This is a genomic window from Bacillus sp. LR_5 (assembly GCF_042709275.1).
Map to the genome: position 1 here is coordinate 1 of NZ_JAVAXX010000028.1, position 21,953 is coordinate 21,953.

The 21,953-nt window shown below is 46.6% G+C and carries 21 protein-coding genes; 2 read left to right on the top strand and 19 right to left on the bottom strand.

Going from position 1 to position 21,953, the window contains the following annotated elements; translation table 11 throughout:
- Positions 1 to 53 precede the first annotated feature (53 nt).
- From RAC86_RS08765 to spsA, 16 genes are all read right to left on the bottom strand, one after another.
- Positions 54 to 1,466: an amino acid permease gene (locus RAC86_RS08765; protein WP_029318679.1), complete on the bottom strand. Its 1,413-nt coding sequence runs from the start codon at positions 1,464 to 1,466 to the stop codon at positions 54 to 56.
- Positions 1,466 to 3,166 (bottom strand): M20 family metallopeptidase, encoded by a 1,701-nt coding sequence (locus tag RAC86_RS08770; RefSeq protein ID WP_377885498.1) that lies wholly within the window; start codon positions 3,164 to 3,166, stop codon positions 1,466 to 1,468. Before RAC86_RS08770 ends, RAC86_RS08765 begins: the two co-directional genes overlap by 1 nt.
- A gap of 73 nt (positions 3,167 to 3,239) precedes the next feature.
- Positions 3,240 to 4,787 (bottom strand): L-glutamate gamma-semialdehyde dehydrogenase, encoded by a 1,548-nt coding sequence (gene pruA / locus RAC86_RS08775; protein WP_014478322.1) that lies wholly within the window; start codon positions 4,785 to 4,787, stop codon positions 3,240 to 3,242.
- Positions 4,788 to 5,013: 226 nt separating this feature from the next.
- Positions 5,014 to 6,288, bottom strand: coding sequence for a glutamate dehydrogenase (gene rocG / locus RAC86_RS08780; protein WP_003227482.1), 1,275 nt, complete (start codon positions 6,286 to 6,288; stop codon positions 5,014 to 5,016).
- A gap of 176 nt (positions 6,289 to 6,464) precedes the next feature.
- Complete coding sequence (bslB, locus tag RAC86_RS08785) at positions 6,465 to 6,929, bottom strand: biofilm surface layer hydrophobin BslB (RefSeq protein WP_101172258.1); 465 nt, start codon at positions 6,927 to 6,929, stop codon at positions 6,465 to 6,467.
- A 324-nt stretch (positions 6,930 to 7,253) separates the two neighbouring features.
- On the bottom strand, positions 7,254 to 7,709 hold the full coding sequence (locus RAC86_RS08790; protein ID WP_014481242.1) for a dTDP-4-dehydrorhamnose 3,5-epimerase family protein: 456 nt from the start codon (positions 7,707 to 7,709) through the stop codon (positions 7,254 to 7,256).
- Positions 7,702 to 8,553 carry a dTDP-4-dehydrorhamnose reductase gene (gene rfbD, locus RAC86_RS08795; protein WP_015250965.1) on the bottom strand — a complete coding sequence of 284 codons (852 nt, stop codon included), beginning with the start codon at positions 8,551 to 8,553 and terminating at the stop codon, positions 7,702 to 7,704. Before rfbD ends, RAC86_RS08790 begins: the two co-directional genes overlap by 8 nt.
- Positions 8,554 to 8,566: 13 nt before the next feature.
- A complete protein-coding gene (gene rfbB / locus RAC86_RS08800; protein WP_086344448.1) occupies positions 8,567 to 9,514 on the bottom strand; it encodes a dTDP-glucose 4,6-dehydratase in 948 nt (315 codons plus the stop codon).
- Positions 9,514 to 10,254, bottom strand: coding sequence for a sugar phosphate nucleotidyltransferase (locus tag RAC86_RS08805; protein WP_014478328.1), 741 nt, complete (start codon positions 10,252 to 10,254; stop codon positions 9,514 to 9,516). The genes rfbB and RAC86_RS08805 overlap by 1 nt, the downstream gene beginning before the upstream one ends.
- Before the next feature lie 24 nt (positions 10,255 to 10,278).
- Positions 10,279 to 11,298: a PseG/SpsG family protein gene (locus RAC86_RS08810; protein ID WP_377885500.1), complete on the bottom strand. Its 1,020-nt coding sequence runs from the start codon at positions 11,296 to 11,298 to the stop codon at positions 10,279 to 10,281.
- 2 nt (positions 11,299 to 11,300) lie between these two features.
- Entirely contained in the window at positions 11,301 to 12,023 is a 723-nt protein-coding gene (locus RAC86_RS08815) for a glycosyltransferase family protein (RefSeq protein WP_151262464.1), read from the bottom strand.
- Positions 12,016 to 13,137 carry an N-acetylneuraminate synthase family protein gene (locus tag RAC86_RS08820; RefSeq protein ID WP_031601100.1) on the bottom strand — a complete coding sequence of 374 codons (1,122 nt, stop codon included), beginning with the start codon at positions 13,135 to 13,137 and terminating at the stop codon, positions 12,016 to 12,018. The genes RAC86_RS08815 and RAC86_RS08820 overlap by 8 nt, the downstream gene beginning before the upstream one ends.
- A complete protein-coding gene (locus tag RAC86_RS08825) occupies positions 13,137 to 14,006 on the bottom strand; it encodes a GNAT family N-acetyltransferase (RefSeq protein WP_080529938.1) in 870 nt (289 codons plus the stop codon). Before RAC86_RS08825 ends, RAC86_RS08820 begins: the two co-directional genes overlap by 1 nt.
- Positions 14,007 to 15,176, bottom strand: coding sequence for a DegT/DnrJ/EryC1/StrS family aminotransferase (locus tag RAC86_RS08830; protein ID WP_326144555.1), 1,170 nt, complete (start codon positions 15,174 to 15,176; stop codon positions 14,007 to 14,009).
- A gap of 20 nt (positions 15,177 to 15,196) precedes the next feature.
- Entirely contained in the window at positions 15,197 to 16,621 is a 1,425-nt protein-coding gene (locus tag RAC86_RS08835; RefSeq protein WP_377885501.1) for a CDP-glycerol glycerophosphotransferase family protein, read from the bottom strand.
- Between the two features lie 4 nt (positions 16,622 to 16,625).
- Complete coding sequence (gene spsA / locus RAC86_RS08840; RefSeq protein ID WP_029946239.1) at positions 16,626 to 17,396, bottom strand: spore coat dTDP-glycosyltransferase SpsA; 771 nt, start codon at positions 17,394 to 17,396, stop codon at positions 16,626 to 16,628.
- Between the two features lie 319 nt (positions 17,397 to 17,715).
- Here spsA and gerQ point away from each other — a divergent pair, with 319 nt between their 5' ends.
- Positions 17,716 to 18,261 (top strand): spore coat protein GerQ, encoded by a 546-nt coding sequence (gene gerQ / locus RAC86_RS08845; protein WP_014481253.1) that lies wholly within the window; start codon positions 17,716 to 17,718, stop codon positions 18,259 to 18,261.
- 43 nt (positions 18,262 to 18,304) lie between these two features.
- Here gerQ and RAC86_RS08850 read toward each other — a convergent pair whose 3' ends face one another.
- The 3 genes from RAC86_RS08850 to RAC86_RS08860 form a co-directional block, all read right to left on the bottom strand.
- The gene (locus RAC86_RS08850; protein WP_003227446.1) at positions 18,305 to 18,676 is read right to left on the bottom strand and encodes a DUF423 domain-containing protein; all 372 of its coding nucleotides are present in this window, start codon (positions 18,674 to 18,676) and stop codon (positions 18,305 to 18,307) included.
- Positions 18,677 to 18,737: 61 nt separating this feature from the next.
- Entirely contained in the window at positions 18,738 to 20,060 is a 1,323-nt protein-coding gene (locus RAC86_RS08855; RefSeq protein WP_015384975.1) for a purine/pyrimidine permease, read from the bottom strand.
- Positions 20,061 to 20,079: 19 nt separating this feature from the next.
- The gene (locus RAC86_RS08860) at positions 20,080 to 20,397 is read right to left on the bottom strand and encodes a YwdI family protein (RefSeq protein ID WP_003243806.1); all 318 of its coding nucleotides are present in this window, start codon (positions 20,395 to 20,397) and stop codon (positions 20,080 to 20,082) included.
- Between the two features lie 167 nt (positions 20,398 to 20,564).
- Between RAC86_RS08860 and RAC86_RS08865 the strand changes: the two genes are divergently transcribed.
- Complete coding sequence (locus RAC86_RS08865) at positions 20,565 to 21,935, top strand: aldehyde dehydrogenase (RefSeq protein ID WP_377885504.1); 1,371 nt, start codon at positions 20,565 to 20,567, stop codon at positions 21,933 to 21,935.
- The last annotated feature ends 18 nt before the right edge of the window (positions 21,936 to 21,953 follow it).

Below are 21,953 nucleotides of genomic sequence, written 5' to 3' on the forward strand. Positions count from 1 at the left end.
TACATGAGGATGTAACGCGTAAAAAAGCTCTCCGGCCTCCCGGAGAGCTTTTTCTATTGCGCCTCTGTCTGCTCTTTTTCAATCGGTTCATGATTTATACGCTTTTTGATGCTTAGATGATAGTATGCATAACAGAAAATAATGATCGGCACACCGCAGTATAAGCCAATTCTTTGATCCGGAATGAAAATAAGGCTGATCAACACGCAGCCATATAAACAAAATCCGAGAATCGGGACTAGCGGATAAAGCGGCGTTCTGAACTCCAGATCATTCACATTTCCGCCTTCAGCAAGGAAACGTCTGCGAAAGAAAAATTGCGACGCACAAATGGACATCCACGCGACAACTGTCACCATGCCCGAGATTGAGATACACCATAAATACACTGTTTCTGCGGCCATGACACTTGTCAGCAGCGAACAGCCTGAAATGCCTAGCGTAATCAGCAGGGCATTCATCGGCACACCTTTTTTTGTCAGTCTGGTGAGAAAGGATGGACCCATTTGATTTGATGAAAGTGACCACATCATACGCGACGCCGCATACAATCCCGAATTAGCAACAGATAAAATGGCCGTTAAGATGACAAAGTTCATGATATCTGCCGAAAATGGGATGCCGATTTGATCGAGTACCGCTACAAACGGGCTTTCAATCACCCCCGCCGTTTTGTACGGAAGGATGGCAACCAAGACGAACATAGCGAGCACAAAGAAAAACAGCGTGCGCCAAATGACATTTCGAATGGATTTTGGCAGTGTTTTTTCCGGGCTTTCACTTTCCCCTGCCGCAATGCCGACAAGCTCCGTTCCCTGAAAGGAGAAGTTCACCATGACCAGCGTAAACATAACGGCCAGCACCCCATTAGGGAAAAGTCCCCTATCAGTCATAAAGTTAGACAAAAAGGGTGTCTCCTGTCCGCCTTTAAAGTCAATTAAGCCAAACACAGCGGCTCCGCCAATCACAATAAATAATATGATCGCCGCCACTTTGATGCTTGAAAACCAAAATTCCATTTCCGCAAAGCTTCTGACAGAGAGCGCATTAATCAAAAAGATGACGATGCCGAACACAAGGCACCATATCCAGATCGGAACGGAGGGCAGCCACCTTTGCATCAAAATGCCTGCTGACGTCAGCTCTAACCCCACTGTATTCGCCCAGCTGAACCAATACAGCCAGCCAATCATAAAGCCTGTCGACGGTCCCAGAAATTTAGTGGCGTAGGCCTGAAACGATCCGGCCACCGGCATGGCAACAGCCAATTCTCCTAAACAAAGCATGACGAGATACATTAAAAATCCGCCGATGATATACGCGGCAATGGCGCCGAGCGGTCCTGCCTGGCTAATGGTAAAGCCAGAGCCTAGAAACAGCCCAGTGCCAATCACCCCTCCCAAAGCAATCATAAACAAATGCCTGCTTTTCATGCTGCGCTGCAATTCATTTTTATGATTCTGCATCATCCTTCCCCCTTTGGTTCTTTTGCCGTGATGGTCATCCGGTAGCTTTGCAAAAGATGAACGGTGGTTTGCTGTATGAGGAGAGGCAATACATGAAATGTGTACGGTTTATAGACTCGTTCTGTCCATTTATGGCCGTCTTTTCCATACACACCCATATTAATGGATGGAATATTCAGCTTGCGTATGTCTTTGAACGGAATGGTTCCAATCATATTCCACCCAGGGAAGTTCCTGATAAAAGAATCAATTTCGCCATCGGTTTCGTGCAGTGATAAAAAACTGCCGTCTGCCAAGTAGGGGAAAAACTTTTTGAAGACAAATGTTTCGCCTGTCGATTCAGCGTTTTTGTCAGCCGCTTCTTTAATCACATGCTGCAAAAGCTGATCTCTTGCGCTATCTTCTTTCAAATAGTTATGCGGCAGGTAAGGAGGTGCGTAAAATAGAATGACTTTTGCGCCTTGATCGGGGTCAAGCTTTTGAAGCTCTTCGATTGCCTGAAAGCATCTCATGCGAAGTTCAAGGTGCTCGTTGGCTTTGAATGTCTGCTCGATACACTGCTCGGGATCTATCCCCCGGTTTCTCAGCTTTTCTAAGTATTGCTCCAGGCTATACACTTGAATGCCCCATGATAAATGTTTCTTTGGCAGGTTGGCTCTCTTTGCATACTCTTCATAATAATCTGATAATTTTTGTTCTGTCTCCCGGCATGCTTCCTCAGTGACTTCAATAAGCAAATCCATCATTTCTTTTGCTGTTCTTTCATAAATAAAACAATTGAAGTACAAGCTGGTGCTGACAGCCGTTTGCACATTATAGGATTCCTTGTTATCACGCTGATACAAACAGGATGGGGGCAGAACCAACTCCCCTTCAACCTTTTCTGCCAGATGGATGTTATTGTGGAGACGGCTTGTGATTTCAGATGAAATGAAATTTGGGTCAATTCCTGCCAGTGTATCGCCAACATGGACTTCACGCCCGTAAATGTAAAAGCAAGGCAGCAGTTTTCCCGCGGCTCCGGTATAGATATATCTTGTCTGATCACCATCGTAAAGCGGGGTAATAAAATCCGTATTAATAGCAGCCAAATAGTGAAGCTGTTTTTCTTTTTTTAGCCGGTTCAGCTCTGAAATGCTGGCGAGAATGCCCGAATGCTGGCTCTCCTCATCGGGATTGGCCATAAACAATACATTTCCCGGCAACGTCTCAAGGTTCTCCGAAAAATGCAGGAGATTGGCTAAATGCACGGCGATGCCGCTTTGCATATCGACAGATCCTCTTCCGAACATCCACTCGCCTGATTTGGCATCCCGCTGAACATCCTGATCGAACTCATAGCGGCTGAAATACTCGGCCAATTTCTCACAATCAAAAGCGATATCCTTTAAAGGGCCGAAATCTTCGATTCCAACTGTATCCAGATGGGCATGGTAAATGACTGTATTACGGCTTTCTCCATGTCCTTTAATAAACGCAAAAATATTTTTGCGATTGTATGGGTCATTGGGAATGGCCTGTTCCCACACATGACTGGGGTTTTCCTGAAAATAAGGATAGCTCGTGATCACTTCTTTGATGAAATCTGCTTTTGTCCCTTCTCCAACGGTGCCGTTCACGCTGCTGAGGCTGACCAGAGATGCTGTCAGCGCCTCCACTCTTTCAGCCGGATTCATGTGACTGATTTTTGTATACTGCATAAATTGTCCTCCTGATCAAAAAGTTGAAATCGTGCGATCCGCTAAAGAATCGCACGATTTTATTTCTCTCAAATCAAAAAGCTTCGGACGTTGTTTTGGCTTGCATATGAAGAATTAAGTAATCGGGACCGCCTGCTTTTGAGTCTGTTCCTGACATATTAAAACCGCCGAACGGCTGATAGCCGACAATTGCTCCGGTACATCCTCTGTTAAAATATAGGTTTCCGACATGGAAATCCTCGCGCGCCCGTTCAATGTGCGCACGATTTTTCGTCAGAAGCGCGCCTGTTAATCCGTATTCCGTGTTATTGGCAATCTCCAGCATATGATCGAAATCACGCGCTTTGCAAATCGCAACAACCGGTCCGAAAATTTCTTCCTGCATCAAGCGGGCGTTTTCATCAACATCTGCAAAGATCGTCGGCTGAATAAAGTAGCCTTTTGAATCATCGCCTTCTCCGCCGGCCAATAGCTTGCCTTCAGATTTGCCGATTTCAATGTATTTCATCACTTTGTTGTAGGATGCTTCATGAATCACGGGACCCATATACGTATCAGGATCTTCTGGATTGCCGACAGTCAGCGTTTTGGTCAGCGCCACAGCTTTTTCCACCACTTCATCATACACATCCTGATGAATGACCGCGCGGGAGCCCGCAGAACACTTCTGTCCTGAATATCCAAATGCTGAATACACGATAGAGGATGCAGCAAGGTCAAGATCGGCGTCCTTGTCAACAAGCACTGTGTCTTTTCCGCCCATCTCAGCAATTACCCGTTTGAGCCATTTTTGGCCCGGCTGCACTTTGGCGGCTCGCTCATAAATCCGGCAGCCGACTGCACGGGAACCTGTAAATGAGACAAACCGTGTCTTCGGATGCTCAACTAAGAAATCACCGATCTCCGCTCCATCTCCCGGAATGTAATTCAGAACGCCGTTTGGCAGACCCGCTTCCTCCATGACCTCGACAAATTTTGCTGCCACTACCGGGGCTGCGTCAGCCGGTTTTAAGAGAATCGTATTTCCTGTCACAATCGCTGCCGCCGCTGTTCCCGCCATAATCGCAAGCGGGAAGTTAAATGGAGAAATGACGATGCCGACGCCAAGCGCTTCGTAATGATATTGATTGAACTCGCCAGCACGGCTCTTCACCGGAGCCCCTTCCTTGAGCTTTAACATTTGGCGCGCGTAGAACTCTAAAAAGTCTATCGCTTCAGCCGTGTCCGCATCTGCTTCCTTCCATGGTTTTCCCGCTTCCTTCACAAGATAGCTTGAAAATTCATGCTTTCTTCTGCGCAAAATAGCCGCTGCCTTAAAGAGAATATTCGCGCGGTGCTCCGGTCTTTGTTTTTTCCAGGAATCAAATGCCTGCAATGCGGCTTGCATCGCTTTTTCAGCAAGCTCTTGATCCGCTGTAGACGCGTACCCAATGATCTCTTCTTTATTTGCCGGGTTAATAGAAATGATTTTGCGGTCCGTTTCAATTTTTTCTCCATTTATGACAAGCGGATAATGCTTGCCGAGCTGAGTGTTTACAAAGGCCAATGACTCCCCAAATGCAGTTTTATTCTTTGCTTCCGTAAAATCGGTAAATGGTTCGTGCGCGTATGTGACTGTCATATGTAGTCCCCCTCGTGTTATGAAATATATCTTCGCATATGAATAAAAATGCAAGAATCATGCCATTTTCTTGTCTTTTGCTGAAAAAACTTGTTGAAGCGAACAGAAATTTGTCTAACAGGTGATCATCTTTCACTATTTCCGATCTTGAACGCAAATTTATTTTGCGATTTTTGTTCTTTAGGCAAAAAACAAATGCAAAATTATTTTGCGGAGGCTTCTCAAATTAGACCCATCCGCGGAATCGCGATGCTTCTGCCGATTTTCTGATGCCCGTCATGTAAGCCGCCAAACGCATATCCACTTTATGTGTTGCCGCTGTCTGATAAATTGTTTCGAACGAGCTGACCATGACGCTTCTCAATTTTTCTGCAACCTCTTCTTCCGACCAATAATATCCTTGGTTGTTTTGCACCCATTCAAAATAAGAAACCGTGACGCCGCCGGCACTCGCCAGGATATCCGGCACAAGCAGCACGCCTCTTTCATTCAGGATCTTAGTGGCATCAATGGTTGTTGGGCCGTTCGCCGCTTCGACAACGATTGACGCCTGAATGTTATGTGCGTTTTTGGCTGTGATTTGATTGGAGATCGCGGCAGGCACTAAAATATCGCAATCCTTTTCAAGCAGCTCCTCATTTGTGATGACGTCAGTAAATAAATTGGTGACCATACCGAAGCTGTCCCGTTTATCGAGCAAATAAGGGATATCAAGGCCGTCCGGGTTGTAGAGCCCGCCATTGGCATCAGAAATCCCGATCACCTTCGCGCCCGCATCGTGCATGAATTTGGCCAGGAAGCTACCCGCGTTTCCAAAGCCCTGTATGATGATGCGCGCGTTTTGCAGCTTGATCCCTTTTTTCTTCACCGCCTCTTCAATACAAATCGTGACGCCCTGTGCCGTCGCTGTTTCCCGTCCTTGCGATCCTCCCAAAACAAGCGGTTTACCTGTAATAAAGCCCGGAGAATCGAATTCCCGCAGCCGGCTGTACTCATCCATCATCCACGCCATAATCTGCGAATTTGTGTATACATCTGGAGCTGGAATATCCTTTGTCGGACCGACGATCTGGCTGATGGCACGGACATACCCCCTGCTCAGCCTTTCCAGTTCTCCAAATGACATTGTCCGCGGATCACAAATAATACCGCCCTTCCCGCCGCCGTAAGGAAGATTGGCAATCCCGCATTTGAGCGTCATCCAAATGGATAATGCCTTTACTTCCTCTTCATTAACTTCTGGATGGAAGCGAACGCCCCCCTTTGTCGGACCGACAGCATCATTGTGCTGTGACCGGTAGCCTGTGAACACTTTGACGCTCCCATTGTCCATTTTGACCGGAATGCGGACAGTGAGCATTCTCTGCGGCTCTTTCATGAGTTCATACATATCTCCCGGATAACCCAGCTTCCGAAGGGCTTCCTTAATGATTGTTTGGGTAGACAGAAATAAGTTAAGAGCTTCTTTTTCTTCATCTTTCGAGACTTGCTTTGCTGACATCTTTTTCACCTCATTGTTTTTTTGGCCGGCTGTAATGTAAGCGCTTTAAAAAATCAGCCCGCCAATTCCTTTCTGCATTGGATTCACCCTTATCATCATGCAAGATCCGTACCAGCTTTTGAATCCACAAAAAAAGAGACTGAAAACATCTCAGTCTCTGACTACAAATCTATCGATTAACGGGGATCAATCACCAGCTGCGTTTCAGCATAAAAACTGCCGATTCCCAAACCGTTTACTACATCGCCTTTAATCGTGTAAGTGCCTGCGCGAGGAAGAGTTTTACGCACCATGACAAGGTCAAATTCGGATGCGCCTAACAAATCAAGCGTAAGCGGGAGTCTGACTGTTTTTCCATCGTTTAAAATCTGTGTTTCTTTCAGTGTTCTTCCATTCACTGAATCTCTTGTCGTAGCATGAAACCCGTCAGGAAATTGAAATTCTACCGCTCCGAGAGAAAGCACCGCATTTGGTTTATATGTCACTTCAATATCAGAAGTGGTCCACTCTTTCGTGCTGTTAACTGTTTTTGCCTCGATTGATGCAGACTGTGCATGAGCTTGGCCCGAAGGAAGTAAGATTGATAGTAAAACAGCTGAACTGATGAATAATGAAGATACGAATGAAGTTCTTTTTAGCATTACATTTCCCCCTAATTGATTGTTGAAATTTGGCCAGAGCGTCCTCTGCAGAAAAAGCGCTTTTTCATAATTCGCGAATTACCAGTTCTTTTTCTTAAAAATTAATCTATCATCATTTTCCATGGAAGTAAATGTTTTTTAAGGAATATTAACACTTGGAATTCAATGAGAATTCCTTCCTGTTTATACAAGGTTCAAATGGACGATTTCTCTCTCTTTTTCTAGTAACATCCGCCTGACATTTTCTATCTTTTATCCTATTTTAAAAAAGGGCAAAAAAAAGTCGAAGATGCCTCTGCTCTTCGATTGATCACGTTCCTATTTTTATCTGAATTCAGTGTTCCAGTTAAAACCGATCGTCTCATCATTCCACGGAATTCTTTTTTCATCAGGCTGATCCGGGTTATACGACATGGTGGTAAAATAGATAATTGTCAGCGGCGTCTCTCCCAGCACTCTATATCCGTGAGCCACCCCTTTTGGGATTAATAACAGCATCGGGTTGTCTTCGCCCATATAATAGACGTCCGTTTCTCCTTTTGTCTTTGAATCCTCTCGAAGATCGTATAGGACAACCTGAGCGTGGCCGGTTGGGAAGAACCAGAGATCATCCTGCTTCTCATGATAATGAAATGCCTTAATCACACCCGGATAGCTTTTCGACCAAGAGGCCTGCCCAAAATGCTCAAGGAGATTCTCATCGTCCCGGACCAGCTCAGCAAAAAAGCCTCTGTCATCGCTATGCTTCATCAATTTTTTCACCTTGACTCCATCAATCACACGCACTGCTCCTTTCCTGCAAATACTCTCGTAACGCTTCCCGCCAGTGGCGGGGGCGGATGCCGGCTTCTTCAATAGCCCGATGGCTCAGCACAGAGTATGCCGGGCGGGGCGTTTTGTTCCCGTATTCCTCTGTCGTTACAGGCAAAATGGCTGTTTCCAGCCCGCTTTCTTCCATAATTGCCGTCGCAAACTCATACCAGCTGCATATGCCTGAATTGCTGACATGATAGATGCCCGGCGGATGGCTGAACAGCTTGATGACCGCTTCTGCTAAATCCTTCGTATAAGTCGGCGAACCAATTTGATCGCTGACAACCCGAAGCTCTTGTTTCGTTTCAGCAAGCTTCAGCATGGTTTCAACGAAATTACTGCCGCCATGTCCGTACACCCACGATGTTCTGATGATCGTGCTGTCTTTTGTCGTTAATCGTATCAGTTCTTCTCCGAGCCTTTTGCTTTTGCCATAAATGGTTTTCGGATCGAGGGGATCGTCTTCCCTATATGGCTGGGTTCCTTTCCCATTGAATACATAGTCCGTGCTGATATGAACATATTGAGCTCCGATGCGGGTTGACTCAAGCGCTGTATAATAAGCGCCGATTCCGTTAATCAAGTACGCTTTATCAAGCTCTTTCTCGCATTGATCAACCGACGTAAACGCGGCGCTATTGACCACGATATCCGGCTGATAATGGCCAAACGAATGCCGTACTGAGCGCTGGTCAGCAATGTTCATCATCTTCTTTGTTAACGCAATGACCTCATATCCGGCTTGCTTCAGCTGGCGGCATAGTTCCAAGCCAAGCTGTCCTCCGGCCCCAGTTACCAATACCTTTGTCAATCAGATCACCTTCTCATCGGTCATTGTCTGTATACCACTGAATCGTACGCGCAATGCCTTCTTCAAACGTCACTTCCTGCCGCCAGCCCAGTTCGTTTTTCAGCTTTGATGCATTGATCGCATAGCGCCGGTCATGCCCTTTTCGGTCTTCCACGTGGGCGAACAATTCCTCACAGCCCAGATGCTTCAAAATGACACTCGCCAGCTCTTTATTCGTGCGTTCATTTCCGCCGCCGATGTTATACACCTCGCCGTCGGTCCCTTTTTCTAAAATCAGCTTGATCGCGCGGCAATGATCCTCCGCAAACAGCCAGTCTCGGATCTGGAGTCCATCGCCATACAGCGGAACAGGCAGGCCCTGCTTCGCATGACGGATAATCGTCGGAATCATTTTTTCGCTGTGCTGATAAGGTCCGTAATTGTTGCTGCATCGTGTAATGATGGCCGGAAGCTTGTGGGTTTTCACATAAGACAACACGAGCAAATCAGAGCTTGCTTTGCTGGCTGAGTATGGGTTATTAGGAGAAAGCGGCGTCGTTTCTGTAAACGCGGGATCATCCGCTTTTAAATCCCCGTATACCTCATCTGTTGAAATATGAATCAGCTTCTTGGCTTTTCCTTTCAAGACCGCTTCCGCCAATCGGTAAGTCCCCATGACATTTGTGGTGATAAACGGCTCCGCTTGGGAAATGCTTCTGTCCACATGCGATTCTGCTGCGAAGTGAATGACGCCGTCGTAGGTCTCGTCAAACGCCCGGTCGATATCCTCCTGAACGCTGATGTCCCCTTTTACAAAGCGAAAACGGCTGTTTTGCTGTAATTTTTCCATTTCCTCCGGGTGGCTGGCGTACGTCAGTTTATCTAAAACGGTAATGCGCGCTTCCGTTTCCCTCAGCATGAGCTTTGTAAACGTGAGCCCGATGAAGCCGGCCCCGCCTGTAATTAAATATGATTTTGCCATCACTTTTCGTCCTGTCCTTTCCGTAAAGCCTGGTGTACAAGCTGGGAAGCGAGATAAAGCGATTCGTGAGTTCCGGCATCTACCCACCAGCCTGATAACACATCATACGTAAGCTGGCTGTTTTCGATGTATAGATTATTCACATCGGTGATTTCCAGCTCGCCGCGCTTTGATGGTGATATTTGTTCAATATACGAAAACACCTCTGCATCATACATATAAATGCCGGTAACACAAAGGTTGGTCGGTGGCTGTTCGGGCTTTTCGATGATGGAACGAATCCGCTTGTTTTTCTCATCAATCTCAGCAATCCCGAAACGTTCCGGGTCATCAACTTCTTTCAGAAGCACTTTTGCTCCTTTCCCCTGCTGTTCAAAGCGTTCTGTATAAGGCTTTAATGAATCTTCAAAAATATTATCACCTAATAATAAAATGAAAGACTCTTTTTTCGTAAAGCGCTTTGCATAAGACAGCCCATCCGAAATGCCCGATGCTGCCGGCTGTACTTGATAAGTGATAGTAACGCCAAGCTCTTCCCCGTTCCCAAGCAGTTTGTAAAATTGCGGCATATGCTCTTTTTGACTGATGAGTAAAATGTCTTTTATTCCGGCTTCCTCCAGCTTCATAATCGACCAGTATATCATCGGATACGGGCCTACAGGAAGCAAATGCTTGTTGACGGCTTTCGTTAAGGGCATAAGGCGTGAGCCGTTTCCTCCGGCTAAAATAACACCTTTCACATTAACACTTCCTTACATGCATTTTTATATCTCTTGTTCATATAATTCTTGAAGAATAGCTGTTACCCGCATAATGCCTTTGCCATCCACGAGCGGCCTTCCTCCCTTGTGCAAAGAAAGGCGAAGAGGATAGCTGCTCATAATGCGCGACATCTGATAGATGAGTGTTTCATCCGGTACAAGCTCACCTAAGCCAAGATCAAGAGCGGCGCCTTGGTCAGCAAATGTTTTGGCTGTAGCCGTTTGATGCTCAACCTGAGAAAGAACAAGGCACGGCACGCCGATGCAAATGGCTTCATATAGAGAGATGCCGCCGGCGACAATGGCTGCGTCCGCTTGTTTCATCAAACCTGCCATATCATTTGTCTGTTCGATCATCTTGTACTGCGGCTTCTTTTCGATCCGCTTTCGGACTGCCTCTTGATGCGGTGAAGCGCTCCCCATTACAAACATTATGTTTTTGTCTTTTATGTCGGGGACTTGATCAGCGGCAGCCAGCACTTTAAAAATAAGCTGCTTCGGATCACTTCCTCCTAATGCAACAAGGATATTGCGGCAGTCTTTCTTAAGTGTGTAATCCTCTCTTGCGGCCTGAAAGGCGGGGTGAAGAATAAGATAGTCCGGACCTTCATAGATGCGTGTGTTTCCCTGAACGTACACCCTGCTTCTGATGTCACCGTAAATTCCGTTAATGACTGCGTCACTATATTGAATCGATTTACCGTTTTTCTCTTCAAAAAGAACAATTTTCGCATCTGTCTCCGTCTTTATTTTCTTTAACAGCTCTGCAGGCGCGCCTAGAATATCAAACAAAAGCAAATCAAGCTTCTTGCTTTTTATTTCCCGGAGAATAAATTCGTGCTGCTGCAGATCCGGCTTTACGATGACACGCCAATGCTCTTCATGAAGAAACGCTTCAGACTCCTGATTCGTATAAAACGTAATCAAGCATCGCTGTTTGAGCCCCTCCGCAAGCCTCTTCATGCGGACAACATGGCCCATTCCCTTTTCATAGCCGCCGTCTGCGAAGATCCCAACATGCATGGCTAGTCAGCCTCTCGTTCGGTTGCCGCATCGGGGTTCCGGTTCAGAAGGGTGATAAGCTCTGAGGCGGATACATCGGGGCGCTCGCCTGCTTTTTGATAGAGGGCCTTTATCGATTCATAGTCTTCCTTTGTATCAATGGTCAGCCGATATTGAGGGGCGCGGAATCGTTCCGGCGCCTCTAAAAACTGAACACGATAAAGAGCTGGATGATTCCTTATATATAACGTGACATGCTCCTGATATTGATCCTCCATATTCTGAATACGGCTGATGTCAATTAACAGGTTGGCGTTGACCACTTCGCCGCAAATCCCTAATGGGGCATTCAGGATATACGTATAATCCGAGCCTTGATCAAAATGCGCCTGAATCATTACATCGAGCAGCTCAGGATCGACAAACGGATTATCACCTGTTAACCGGATGATGACTGACGGTTTAACAGCTTCTATGACCTTCACAAACCTATCGAGGACACGTTCTTCGCTCCCGCGGAAAACACGAAAGCCTTGTTTGATACAGTGCGCCTCTAATATGTCGTCAGTTTCTTTGTCAGACGTGGCGATGACAAGATTATCCCGATCCTTTTGGTAAAACGCGCTTTGCCGGACACGGTGAACGAGAATATCAAGTAAACGATTCGATCCGAGCGGCCGAAGCACTTTTCCCGGAAGCCTTGTTGAACCCATTCTTGCTTGAATGATAAAGAGAATATCATTCATGAAACGGGCTGTCCTTCAGTAAAATGTCATCCCAGACAATGCCTGTGTCGGCCGGAATGTCTCTTACAGCCCGAACACCGCTGGTCAGCAGTTCAAAAAATCTCGGGTGCAGCCCCTGCGGCTTTTGTCCGGGCCGAAGCACTGCGATATTGTCTTCACTAAAGGCTTCACCTTTTTGAATCGGAGCTGTTGTAAAAATGCCTCTGTATGCAAAATTTCTGATTTCTCCTTCGATGGAGGTTGTTGTTTTGTATGAACTGCCAAGCAGTTTTTCAGAGACCGGCTTTGTGATCCCCTGTTTCAGCTCAGCTTCCGTTTTCCTGATGCCATCGACCATTTCTTTCAATTCATCCGGATTTAATGCAAACGAGTGGTCGGCACCCGGCAGATCTTTATCGATCGTAAAATGCTTTTCTATCAGTTTTGCTCCGAGCCGAACCGCGGCACACGGCGCTTCTGTCGGATGCTCGCTATGATCGGAGAAGCCGATGACCGCCTCAGGAAAAGCGGCGGCAAGCATCGGAATGACGCTGAGGTTGCTGTACTCCGGCGGTGCTGGGTATTTCGCCACACAATGCATTATGGCAATTTGATTGTTTCCCTCTGCCCTGATGGTGCGCCAAGCTTCGTGAACATCAGAGATTTCAGCTCCGGCTGTCGAGAAAATCATCGGCCTGTTCAGCCGGGCGACATATTTGAGCAGCGGGAGATGGTTAATTTCATAGGATGCGATTTTAAAAGCGCTCGGCGAGGTAGACTGAAGCAGATCAGCTGACCCCTCGTCACATACCGTACTTAAAAAGATCACCTGCTTTTCTCGGCAGTAATCCAATAGCGGTAAAATCCACTCAGCAGGCATTTCCATAGATTGAACCAAAGAAAAAATAGAGACGTCCTTGCCCGCTGCCGTCTTGTACAAACCAGGATCTTTCTGGTACATCCTATCAGCTTGGAACATTTGAAATTTCACGGCATCCGCTCCCGCTTCCGCCGCGGCGTCTATCAGCGCAAAAGCCTGATCAAGCTTCCCGTCATGATTAATCCCCGCCTCAGCAATAATAAAAACAGGAGCGTCTTTGCCTACAGTTTTATTCGCGATCTGAAACGCTGCCATTATTTCGCCTCCTTGCCCGGCCAAATATGATAATAGTAATACGATTGTTCAGCGGTGAAGCCCATTCGTTCATAAAGGCGGATCGCCCTTACATTGTGGAGCTGCGTCCCCGCTGTTACCGTTCTATGCTTCTGGGTCTCCGGTTGTTCTATGAGATTCGCCAATAAATGAAACGCAATACGTTTTCCTTCAAATCCCGGCTTTACAGCCATCAAATCGAGAATGCATTCATCATCTCTTGATAAGCCCTGAAGATAGCCGATGACCTCGCCATTGTGTTTAGCGACAATATTGACCGCCGCCCTTCCATTCAGATTGTTTCGTGTCCACTCCTGAAATATTTTGTTTGCTGCATCGCGGCTGAGATGAGGATCCTGAAAATATCTGCTTTTTGTAAACGAGTCTCGGGCCAGCTCACATATCGCTTCTGTGTCTCCGGGCTCAGGCGGGCCCAGTTCAAAAAATGGCGGTGTTTTGTCATAAAAAGACGGAGGCATCGCCAGCTTCAGCAAACTCCCGACAAAGTAAGAGGATGGCTGCTGCTGTATCACATGCGCGGCTCCGATATCTTCAGCCGGAACACGGACAAAGATAAAATCCGTTTCATCCATTTGGCGTACAGTATAAAAAGCTTCAAACAGCCTCTTTAGCTGCCCGGTACTATTTGCCGCAAGAAGTTTGACGTTGATGACTTTCTTCTGAAGCACCTTGCTTTCCCACAAAGAATCTTCGTAAAGCAATACGCCTTGGAGCCTGCTGTTTTCAAAAAGGCCGAGGGAAAATTGATACGGAACATCCAGTGTAAGCTTTCTGCTTTGGAGAAATTCCTCAATCGCCTCTTTGGAGACATTTTCTTTTACCGTATACACTTAATCAGCCCCTTTTACGATATCCCGCACAGCTTCAATGACATCATCTACATCGTCGTCAGACATTGATGGATAGAGCGGGAGAGAAAGGGTTCGTTTATAGTAATTCATGGCATTCGGAAAGTCCGCTTCCTTATATCCAAATTGCTTTTGATAATACGGATGAATGTGTACTGGAATAAAATGAACGCTAGTGCCGATATTGTATTTATCCTTTAAAGCCGTAATCATTTCGCTGCGCGTAACCCCGGCCTTTTTTTCATCAACTTGCAGAACATATAGATGCCAGGCGTGCCTGCCGTCATCATGGACAAACGGCGTGATCAGTCCCGGAATCTGCTGTAAAGCGGTTTGATAGCGGCCGGCAATCTCTTCTCTCCGTTTCTGCATATCATCCAGCCGTTTCAGCTGATGAAGTCCGAGGGCCGCCTGCAAATCAAACATATTCATCTTATAGCCGGGCGATTCGACTTCATAGTACCAGCTGCCATTTGAAGAATAACGGTTCCATGCGGCTTTACTCATGCCGTGAAGGCTTAGCACCCGGATCTTATCGGCAAGCTCCTCATCATCAGTCGTCAGCATGCCGCCTTCCCCTGTCGCGAGGTTTTTGGTGGCGTAAAAGCTGAATGCCGTTGCATCCCCGATAGAACCGATCATTCTTTGCTTATAAGTCGTATATATCGCATGTGCCGCATCCTCCAGCACGAATAAACCATGATTTTGGGCAATAGCCAATATTGCATCCATATCGCAGGACTGCCCGCCAAAGTGGACGGGCACAACTGCTTTCGTTCGCGGTGTGACGGCCGCCTCAAGCTTTACCGGGTCAATATTGAGCGTGTTTTCGTCAATATCCGCAAACACAGGCGTCGCTCCCGTATGAATAATCGTATTGGCAGTCGAGCTGAACGTAAGCGGAGAGGTAATGACCTCGTCCCCGGGCCCGATCCCTTTTGCTTTCAAAGCCAAAAATAAAGCTGCGGTACATGAATTCACCGCCACGGCGTGCTTCGCCCCGACAAACGCGGCAAACTCTTTTTCAAACTGCTGAACCTTCGGGCCTTTAGAAAGCCATCCCGATTCAAGCGTTTCTGTAACCTCCTGAATTTCTTCCTTACCGATTAACGGCAATGAGTAAGGGAGAAAATGATTTCTCTTTTGCACCATTTCTTTGCGCTCCTATCATTTTATTCAGTATCTTCCCGCCTGTAATCAACCCCTGTTTTGGCTTTCAGTTCCGCAAATAAAGCATTTGTTGATTCTGCCACCGGATAATTAGCCGCTATGAATGCCAGGCGCGCCTCTTCTGCTTTTTGATGCACGTCGGGACTTCGAAGAACTTCAACCAAGGTGTGCACCAGTTCATCCGGCTGGTCAAACATAAAATCGCCAAGAGACTCATAATACGGATACGAGCGATTTCCGGACGATTTTCCGATCAGCACAGGCTTTTGAAACAGCATGGCTTCAAGACCGACTGTCGAGGTCTGCGTCACTGCGGCATCAGCATACGGCAGCAAATCATAAAGCTCCAGCTCCTTTTTGATGACTCTGCATGCTTTATGTTTTTTCGCCGCCTCGTGATACAGATCAAGCTTGTTTTTTCCGATTTCCCACGGGTGGGGTTTGATAATGATCTGCAGCTGCTTCTGATCAGAAAGCCCCTGCAGCACACCGGAATAAAAGTCTTCTGAAAAGGGCTGAGTGGCAATGAGCACAATTTTTTTAGTCGGCTGAAAAGCAAGTTTTCGATAGAATATGGACATATCCATAGGCGTTCTGTTAAAAATCTGATCGAAGCGGGGATGTCCCGTTACGAGAATCTGCTCGGGTTTACAGCCTTTTCGTATGAACCACTCTGCTTCATACGCACCAAAAACAGCTTGATAGGTTGTAAAAACAGGAATGAAGGCTTCATCTCCCATCAATGCGCCATGCTGAAGACAAATGCTGACGGCCCCTTTTCTTTGACACATGAGAGCGAGCACCCTGCTGTAAATGTCTTCTGCCGTTCCGACAATAACAGCTGAAATCTTTTCCTGTTCAAACAGCGCATCAACTGTATCAATGGCCTCTATAAATAAAGGAATATCTTTGAAAAGCCGGTCGCGAAACGCTTGATCACCAAATGCCGGGTGATCATCATAAGGGGCGAGAAGCGAACAGGCTGTTTCGAGATACTGCTTCGAATCGCCTTTTTGGCATGAATCCGCAATCTCCCGCTTGCTAATTACAGGCAGATCACAATAATGCGGCAAACTCCATCTGGCCAAAACAGCCGTTTTTTCAGGATCAAATTGATAGTAATTTCCGTTTGAAAAACGCAGGTAATCAAAGTGCAAAATGACTTTCCCTTTAACAGGTTTGTCATTTGTTTTAACGATTTTTTGGATTCTTTCTTCAAAAAACGGCTGAATCTGTCCCTCATCGATATGCTGATCCACCGATCCGAATAATTCCGGTTCTTCTTCAATCATCACCCTCAGCTCAGGGCTGATGTATTGATAAAAATTACTGATAAGCCCAAGCGGAATCCCTTTGTAGCGAAGTTTGTCAAAAAGCTCCACGTACTTCCGGTACAGCACCCAATAATTGCTTAAATAGGCCGACAAGCTCTCACCCCATTCCAAGCTTTTTTAATGATTCACGCAGCTCTCGGCAATTTCGCTGCGGAGGAAGGTTCCTGACAAATTCATTTTTTTCTGATTCAAACAGCTGAAAGTGAATCGATTGGTCGGTAATATAATTCAGGTCCAGCTCCTCATCCAGTGGGTAAAACGGATAAAAATGATTGACTCTCCAAAAGAACCGGGCATCTCCTATACGGTAAAACGCCGGGCTTTCATCCCAATAGGAGCCAAACTTCTCCTTTACCTTCTCAAGCACCGAATACCTGTGCATCACCGAGCAATGATCAATTGCGCACGGTGCGTTCCATGTCACTTGAGCGGCAGGCCTGACAGTTTCTTTTACAATGTCGCGATTCTCGTTTAAATGATAGGTTTTGGAGGCTGAGTAAATCACAGCCTTTTCAGGATGGGTATCGAGCTCCCGCACCATTTTCAGGAGGCGGTCCGGCATATAGATGTTGTCATCCGTCGCATAGGTGATATATTCACCCTCCGCCATCTCAATCGCCTGATTGATCAGTGCCGCGTATCTCGTTTTTTCTGTTCTTTCCTTCACTCCAGATACATCGCTTTGATAAAAACGCACTCGGTTATCATTCAAAAAAGGACGGATTACATTCAGCGTCTCTTCATTGGAGTTGTCATCCATAATAAACAATTCAAAATCTGAAAATGTTTGTGAGAGTATGCTAGAAATAGACTTTGCCACATAATCGCTTTTGTTATAGCTCGTCATAATGACTGATACTTTCGGCAAATCCTACACCTCCTTCTTGGAACTTCACACCTGAAACTATCGTTATCTTATGTTGCTTATGCTCAAGTTGCGCTAGGGATACAAACCAATATGCAAAAAGTTTGTGTATGTCTATGAAAAACAGCGGCTGCCCAGAGCGAAATCTGATCGGTCCGCTGTTCTTTTTCAGCATAATCCAAGCATCAGCCTCATAAGGTGAAAGAGATAAAAATCGCACCAGCGACTAAGATCGTTTTCCATCGGAGGTGAGTCATCGCGGAGCGTTCACCTATACATCCAGAACACGTTTTGAATGGTTTTCATAAAAAGGAGGAACGATATGAAACCGAAAAAAAATCAATATCAGCAAATGCAGGCATTTGATAATATGCAGGGGTATCAGCCTCAGTTTGGCGCCAACCCGTACCCGCAGCAAGGCCAAGGCTCACAAATGCAGCCAATGGGGATGCAGCCAATGATGCCAATGCAGCAGGGACAGCAAGGACAACAAGGACAGCAGGGATTTGGATTCCCGGGCCAGCAGCAGGGCGGCGGTTTTCAAATTCCATCGGGGCCTACACCGTCAGGACCGGGCCAAAGCGTTCCCGGCATGCTGCCTGTTGAGGAATCTTACATCGAGAATATTTTGCGCCTGAATCGGGGAAAAACGGCCACCATTTATATGACATTTGAAAACAGCAAGGAATGGGGCTCGAAGATTTTTCGCGGCGTCATCGAAGCTGCGGGCCGGGATCACATTATTATCAGCGACCCGAAATCAGGAACACGCTACCTGCTCCTGACAATCTACCTCGATTACATTACATTTGATGAAGAAATTGCTTATACGTATCCATATTCCATGGCGTCCTATTCGCCAAGATAAGAAAAAAGCCAATCACTCATATGATGAGGATTGGCTTTTTTGTTTATAGATATTTGACGGCTGCGACAACGATCATAATCCAAGAAATAATAAACGCCACACCGCCGAGCGGGGTGATCGCTCCAAGAATGGAGATTTGCGTCACACTTAGAATATATAAGCTTCCGGAAAACAGCACAATTCCCGCAAACATCAGCCAGCCGGCTGTCGTGACACTGCCTATGCCGGATAATTTATCAGCCAGAAACGCGACAACGAATAACCCAAGGGCGTGATACATATGATACTGCACGCCTGTGTGCCAAACCTGAAGATATTTATCAGGTATTTTCCCTTCTAATCCGTGAGCGCCGAATGCTCCGAGTCCCACGGCAAGCAGGGCGTTAATGGCCCCTAATATGATAAAAACTTTCATCTATCTCTCCCGCCTTTTCGTTAAACTCATATCATTTATCTTATCGCACCTGCACCAAAATTCAATGTTTGTTCTCCGTTGACACGAGATTGTCGGATTTTCTCCTGCGCCAAAGCTGGAACTGGTCAGCAGCTATTGCAGCAAGCGTCCCTAATACGAGCCCGTTGCTTAATAGAGAAATAAATACCGGATGCAATCCCTTTAACGCAGTTTCAGGAACAAACATGATACCGACCCCTGTCAGCAGTGAGATACCGATGATAGACCTCACCCTTTTTGATTCTTCTTTCTCATATGAATCAAATTCGGCAAAGGCCAGACCGCCCATTGCGGAGAACACAACAAAATTCACCGCAAATCCAACGGGTGACGGCAGGCTCGCAAACGTATTCATAAAAAACGGGATTACGCTGATCACGATAACCAGAATACTGCCGAGCATAAACGGTTTTTTAGAAGGCATTTTGGTCGTTTCAATAAAACCTGCGGCTCCCGAAATCGGAACAGGCGCAATAGCTCCCGTCAAACCGCTAAGCAGATGGCTGAATGAAGCGGCAAAACCGGCATGGCGTTCATGATGCTTTCCATCAGGCTGTTTGCTGAATTTTTTCACGGCGATGTCCACAACCTTCATGCTCGCCAGCATATTCACAATCAGCAAGATGGTAATAAAAATAGAAGTGATGATCAGGCCGCTGTTAAATAACGGTGTCCCAAAAGGAAACAGGGAAGGCAGCTGAAACAGCCGGTCCGGCATTTCAATCGGCTTTGCCGCTCCGGCAGCCGCAAACAGCACCCACCCGCCGAACAAGGCTAATAAAATAGAATATTGCTTAAAAAACATGATGTTCGAATTTGTCATTATAAAAGCGGCAGCGATCACAACAAGCGCCAGGCCAAATACAAGACCGTCCACCCCGTCCTGTCGATAACCGATTCCGAGAATTCCTTTTATAATGGGCTGACTCAGCTGCATGACAAGAAGCAATAAATAGACGCCCGTTACAACCGGAGTAAACAATTTTGCAAGTCTGTCAATGACCTTGAAAACACTTAACAAAAAGAAACATACAGCGCTTACAAGAAGAGCTCCCTGCAACCCCCGCAGTGTGTCTCCATATGTCGCAAACACAGTTCCCGTCAGCCCTGCGTAGATCGTATACACTCCCCACCACAAGCCGGCTGGGCTTTCATTGATCGGCAGTCTGTGGCCTTTCAAACACTGAATGACGGCGGCAATTCCCAGTACAAAAAAAGTGCTTTGAATCAATCTTGCAGAATCTGAGTGATCCAGATGAAACGACTGGGCAACCGCCACCGGAACAACAATCGCCGCAGCAATAATAAACGCTGTCCATTGCAGCGCGCCAAGAACCAATTTCACGTAAGCTCAACCTCTCTCTTTAAAAATCAAATAAAGACTCTCCGTTTCCATCCTCTTCCTGCTTCTCTTTTTCTTGCTTTCGATATTTGTTTAATCCCGCGCTCCCCATCATTTTTTCCATCATCAGTTGGTCTGTCGATGGCGGCGCGGCGGGACTTGGCGTAACGCTCGGCTGTATGCGGGGCGCGCTCGCGTTCTCCGGCTGATCAAGCACGACATCACACAGAGAACGGACAACCGCTACATAACGCTTCAGCTCCTCATCCCGTTCAGCTGTTTTTGCTTTTTTCAGCTCCTCTTCCATCTTTTGAATTAATGCAGATATATGAATGTTCATGAAGCACCCTCCAAAAAAATAAATGTTGTCTTCCTGCATTTTATCAAATTCCTGCTGTAAACGCAGATATGAGTTTGTTATTTTTTCTGACAAACCTTGCGCGATTGACAAGCAGAAGAGATTTTTCACATAATAAATCACCATACATTACAAAAAGGAGAAACGGAATGAACAGCATCCCCTCTATCATCAGCAAGCATAAAGCCTATTTTGCGGCGGGACATACGAGACCGCTTGAATCGAGACTGAACATTTTGCGAAAGCTGAAACAAGCCGTCAGAACTCATGAAGCCGATCTCATAGCCGCTCACTACCAGGATCTCCACAAATCCGAGCAAGAAGCATACTCAACAGAAATCGGAATCGTCTTGGAGGAAATCAGCTTTGTCATGAAACGGCTGAAAAAATGGTCCAAGCCGAAACGAGTCAAAACGCCGCTGACTCATCTAGGCTCCAAAAGCATCATCATTCCTGAGCCGTATGGAACCGTTTTGGTGATTGCGCCTTGGAACTATCCCTTGCAGCTGGCGCTTTCTCCGTTGATTGGAGCCATTGCGGCGGGGAACACGGTCGTTCTCAAGCCATCAGAATATACGCCGGCTGTTTCTGCTATTCTTTCCAAACTCATCAGCAGCGTTTTTCCTACTGATTATGTCGCTATGGCAGAAGGCGGGCCCGATGTCAGCACAGCATTATTACAGCAGCCCTTTGACTACATTTTCTTTACAGGCAGTGTAGCTGTAGGAAAAATCGTCATGGAGGCCGCCGCCAAACAATTAATTCCCGTAACCTTGGAGCTCGGCGGCAAAAGCCCCTGCATCGTCCATAAAGATGCTGACATTCAGCTTGCCGCCAAACGCATCGTCTTCGGGAAATTTACAAATGCGGGACAAACCTGCATCGCACCGGATTATTTATTTGTCCACGAGGACATCAAAACGAAGCTGGCAGAAGAAATGAAGCGTGCGATCAGAGAATTTTACGGCCCTCAGCCGGAACGGAATCCACAGTACGGCAAAATCGTCAGTGAGCGCCACTATCAGCGGCTGCTCAGCTTTCTGAATGATGGCATCCCGCTCACAGGCGGACAATCTGATCCTGATCACCACAAAATTGCGCCGACCATTCTCGAACAAGTGAGAGATGACTCTCCAGTGATGCAGGAGGAAATTTTCGGGCCGATTCTTCCGCTCTTTACATACCGCGATATCGGGGAAGTCATTGAAAAAGTCCAATCGCGCCCTAAGCCGCTCGCCCTGTATCTCTTCACCACAAACAAAGAAACTGAGCGCGCTGTTTTAGGAAATCTGTCGTTTGGCGGGGGCTGTGTCAATGATACGTTAATGCATGTTGCGACGCCGTATTTGCCATTCGGCGGCGTCGGGGAAAGCGGCATCGGCAGCTATCACGGGTTTGACAGTTTTAACACATTCACGCACAAAAAAAGCGTCGTCAAACAAACGAACCGTTTCGACTTCGCATTTCGTTATCCTTCCTCCAAAAACGGGCTGCGAATGATTCGAAAAATACTCAAATAAAAAAGCGCAGATAACCTG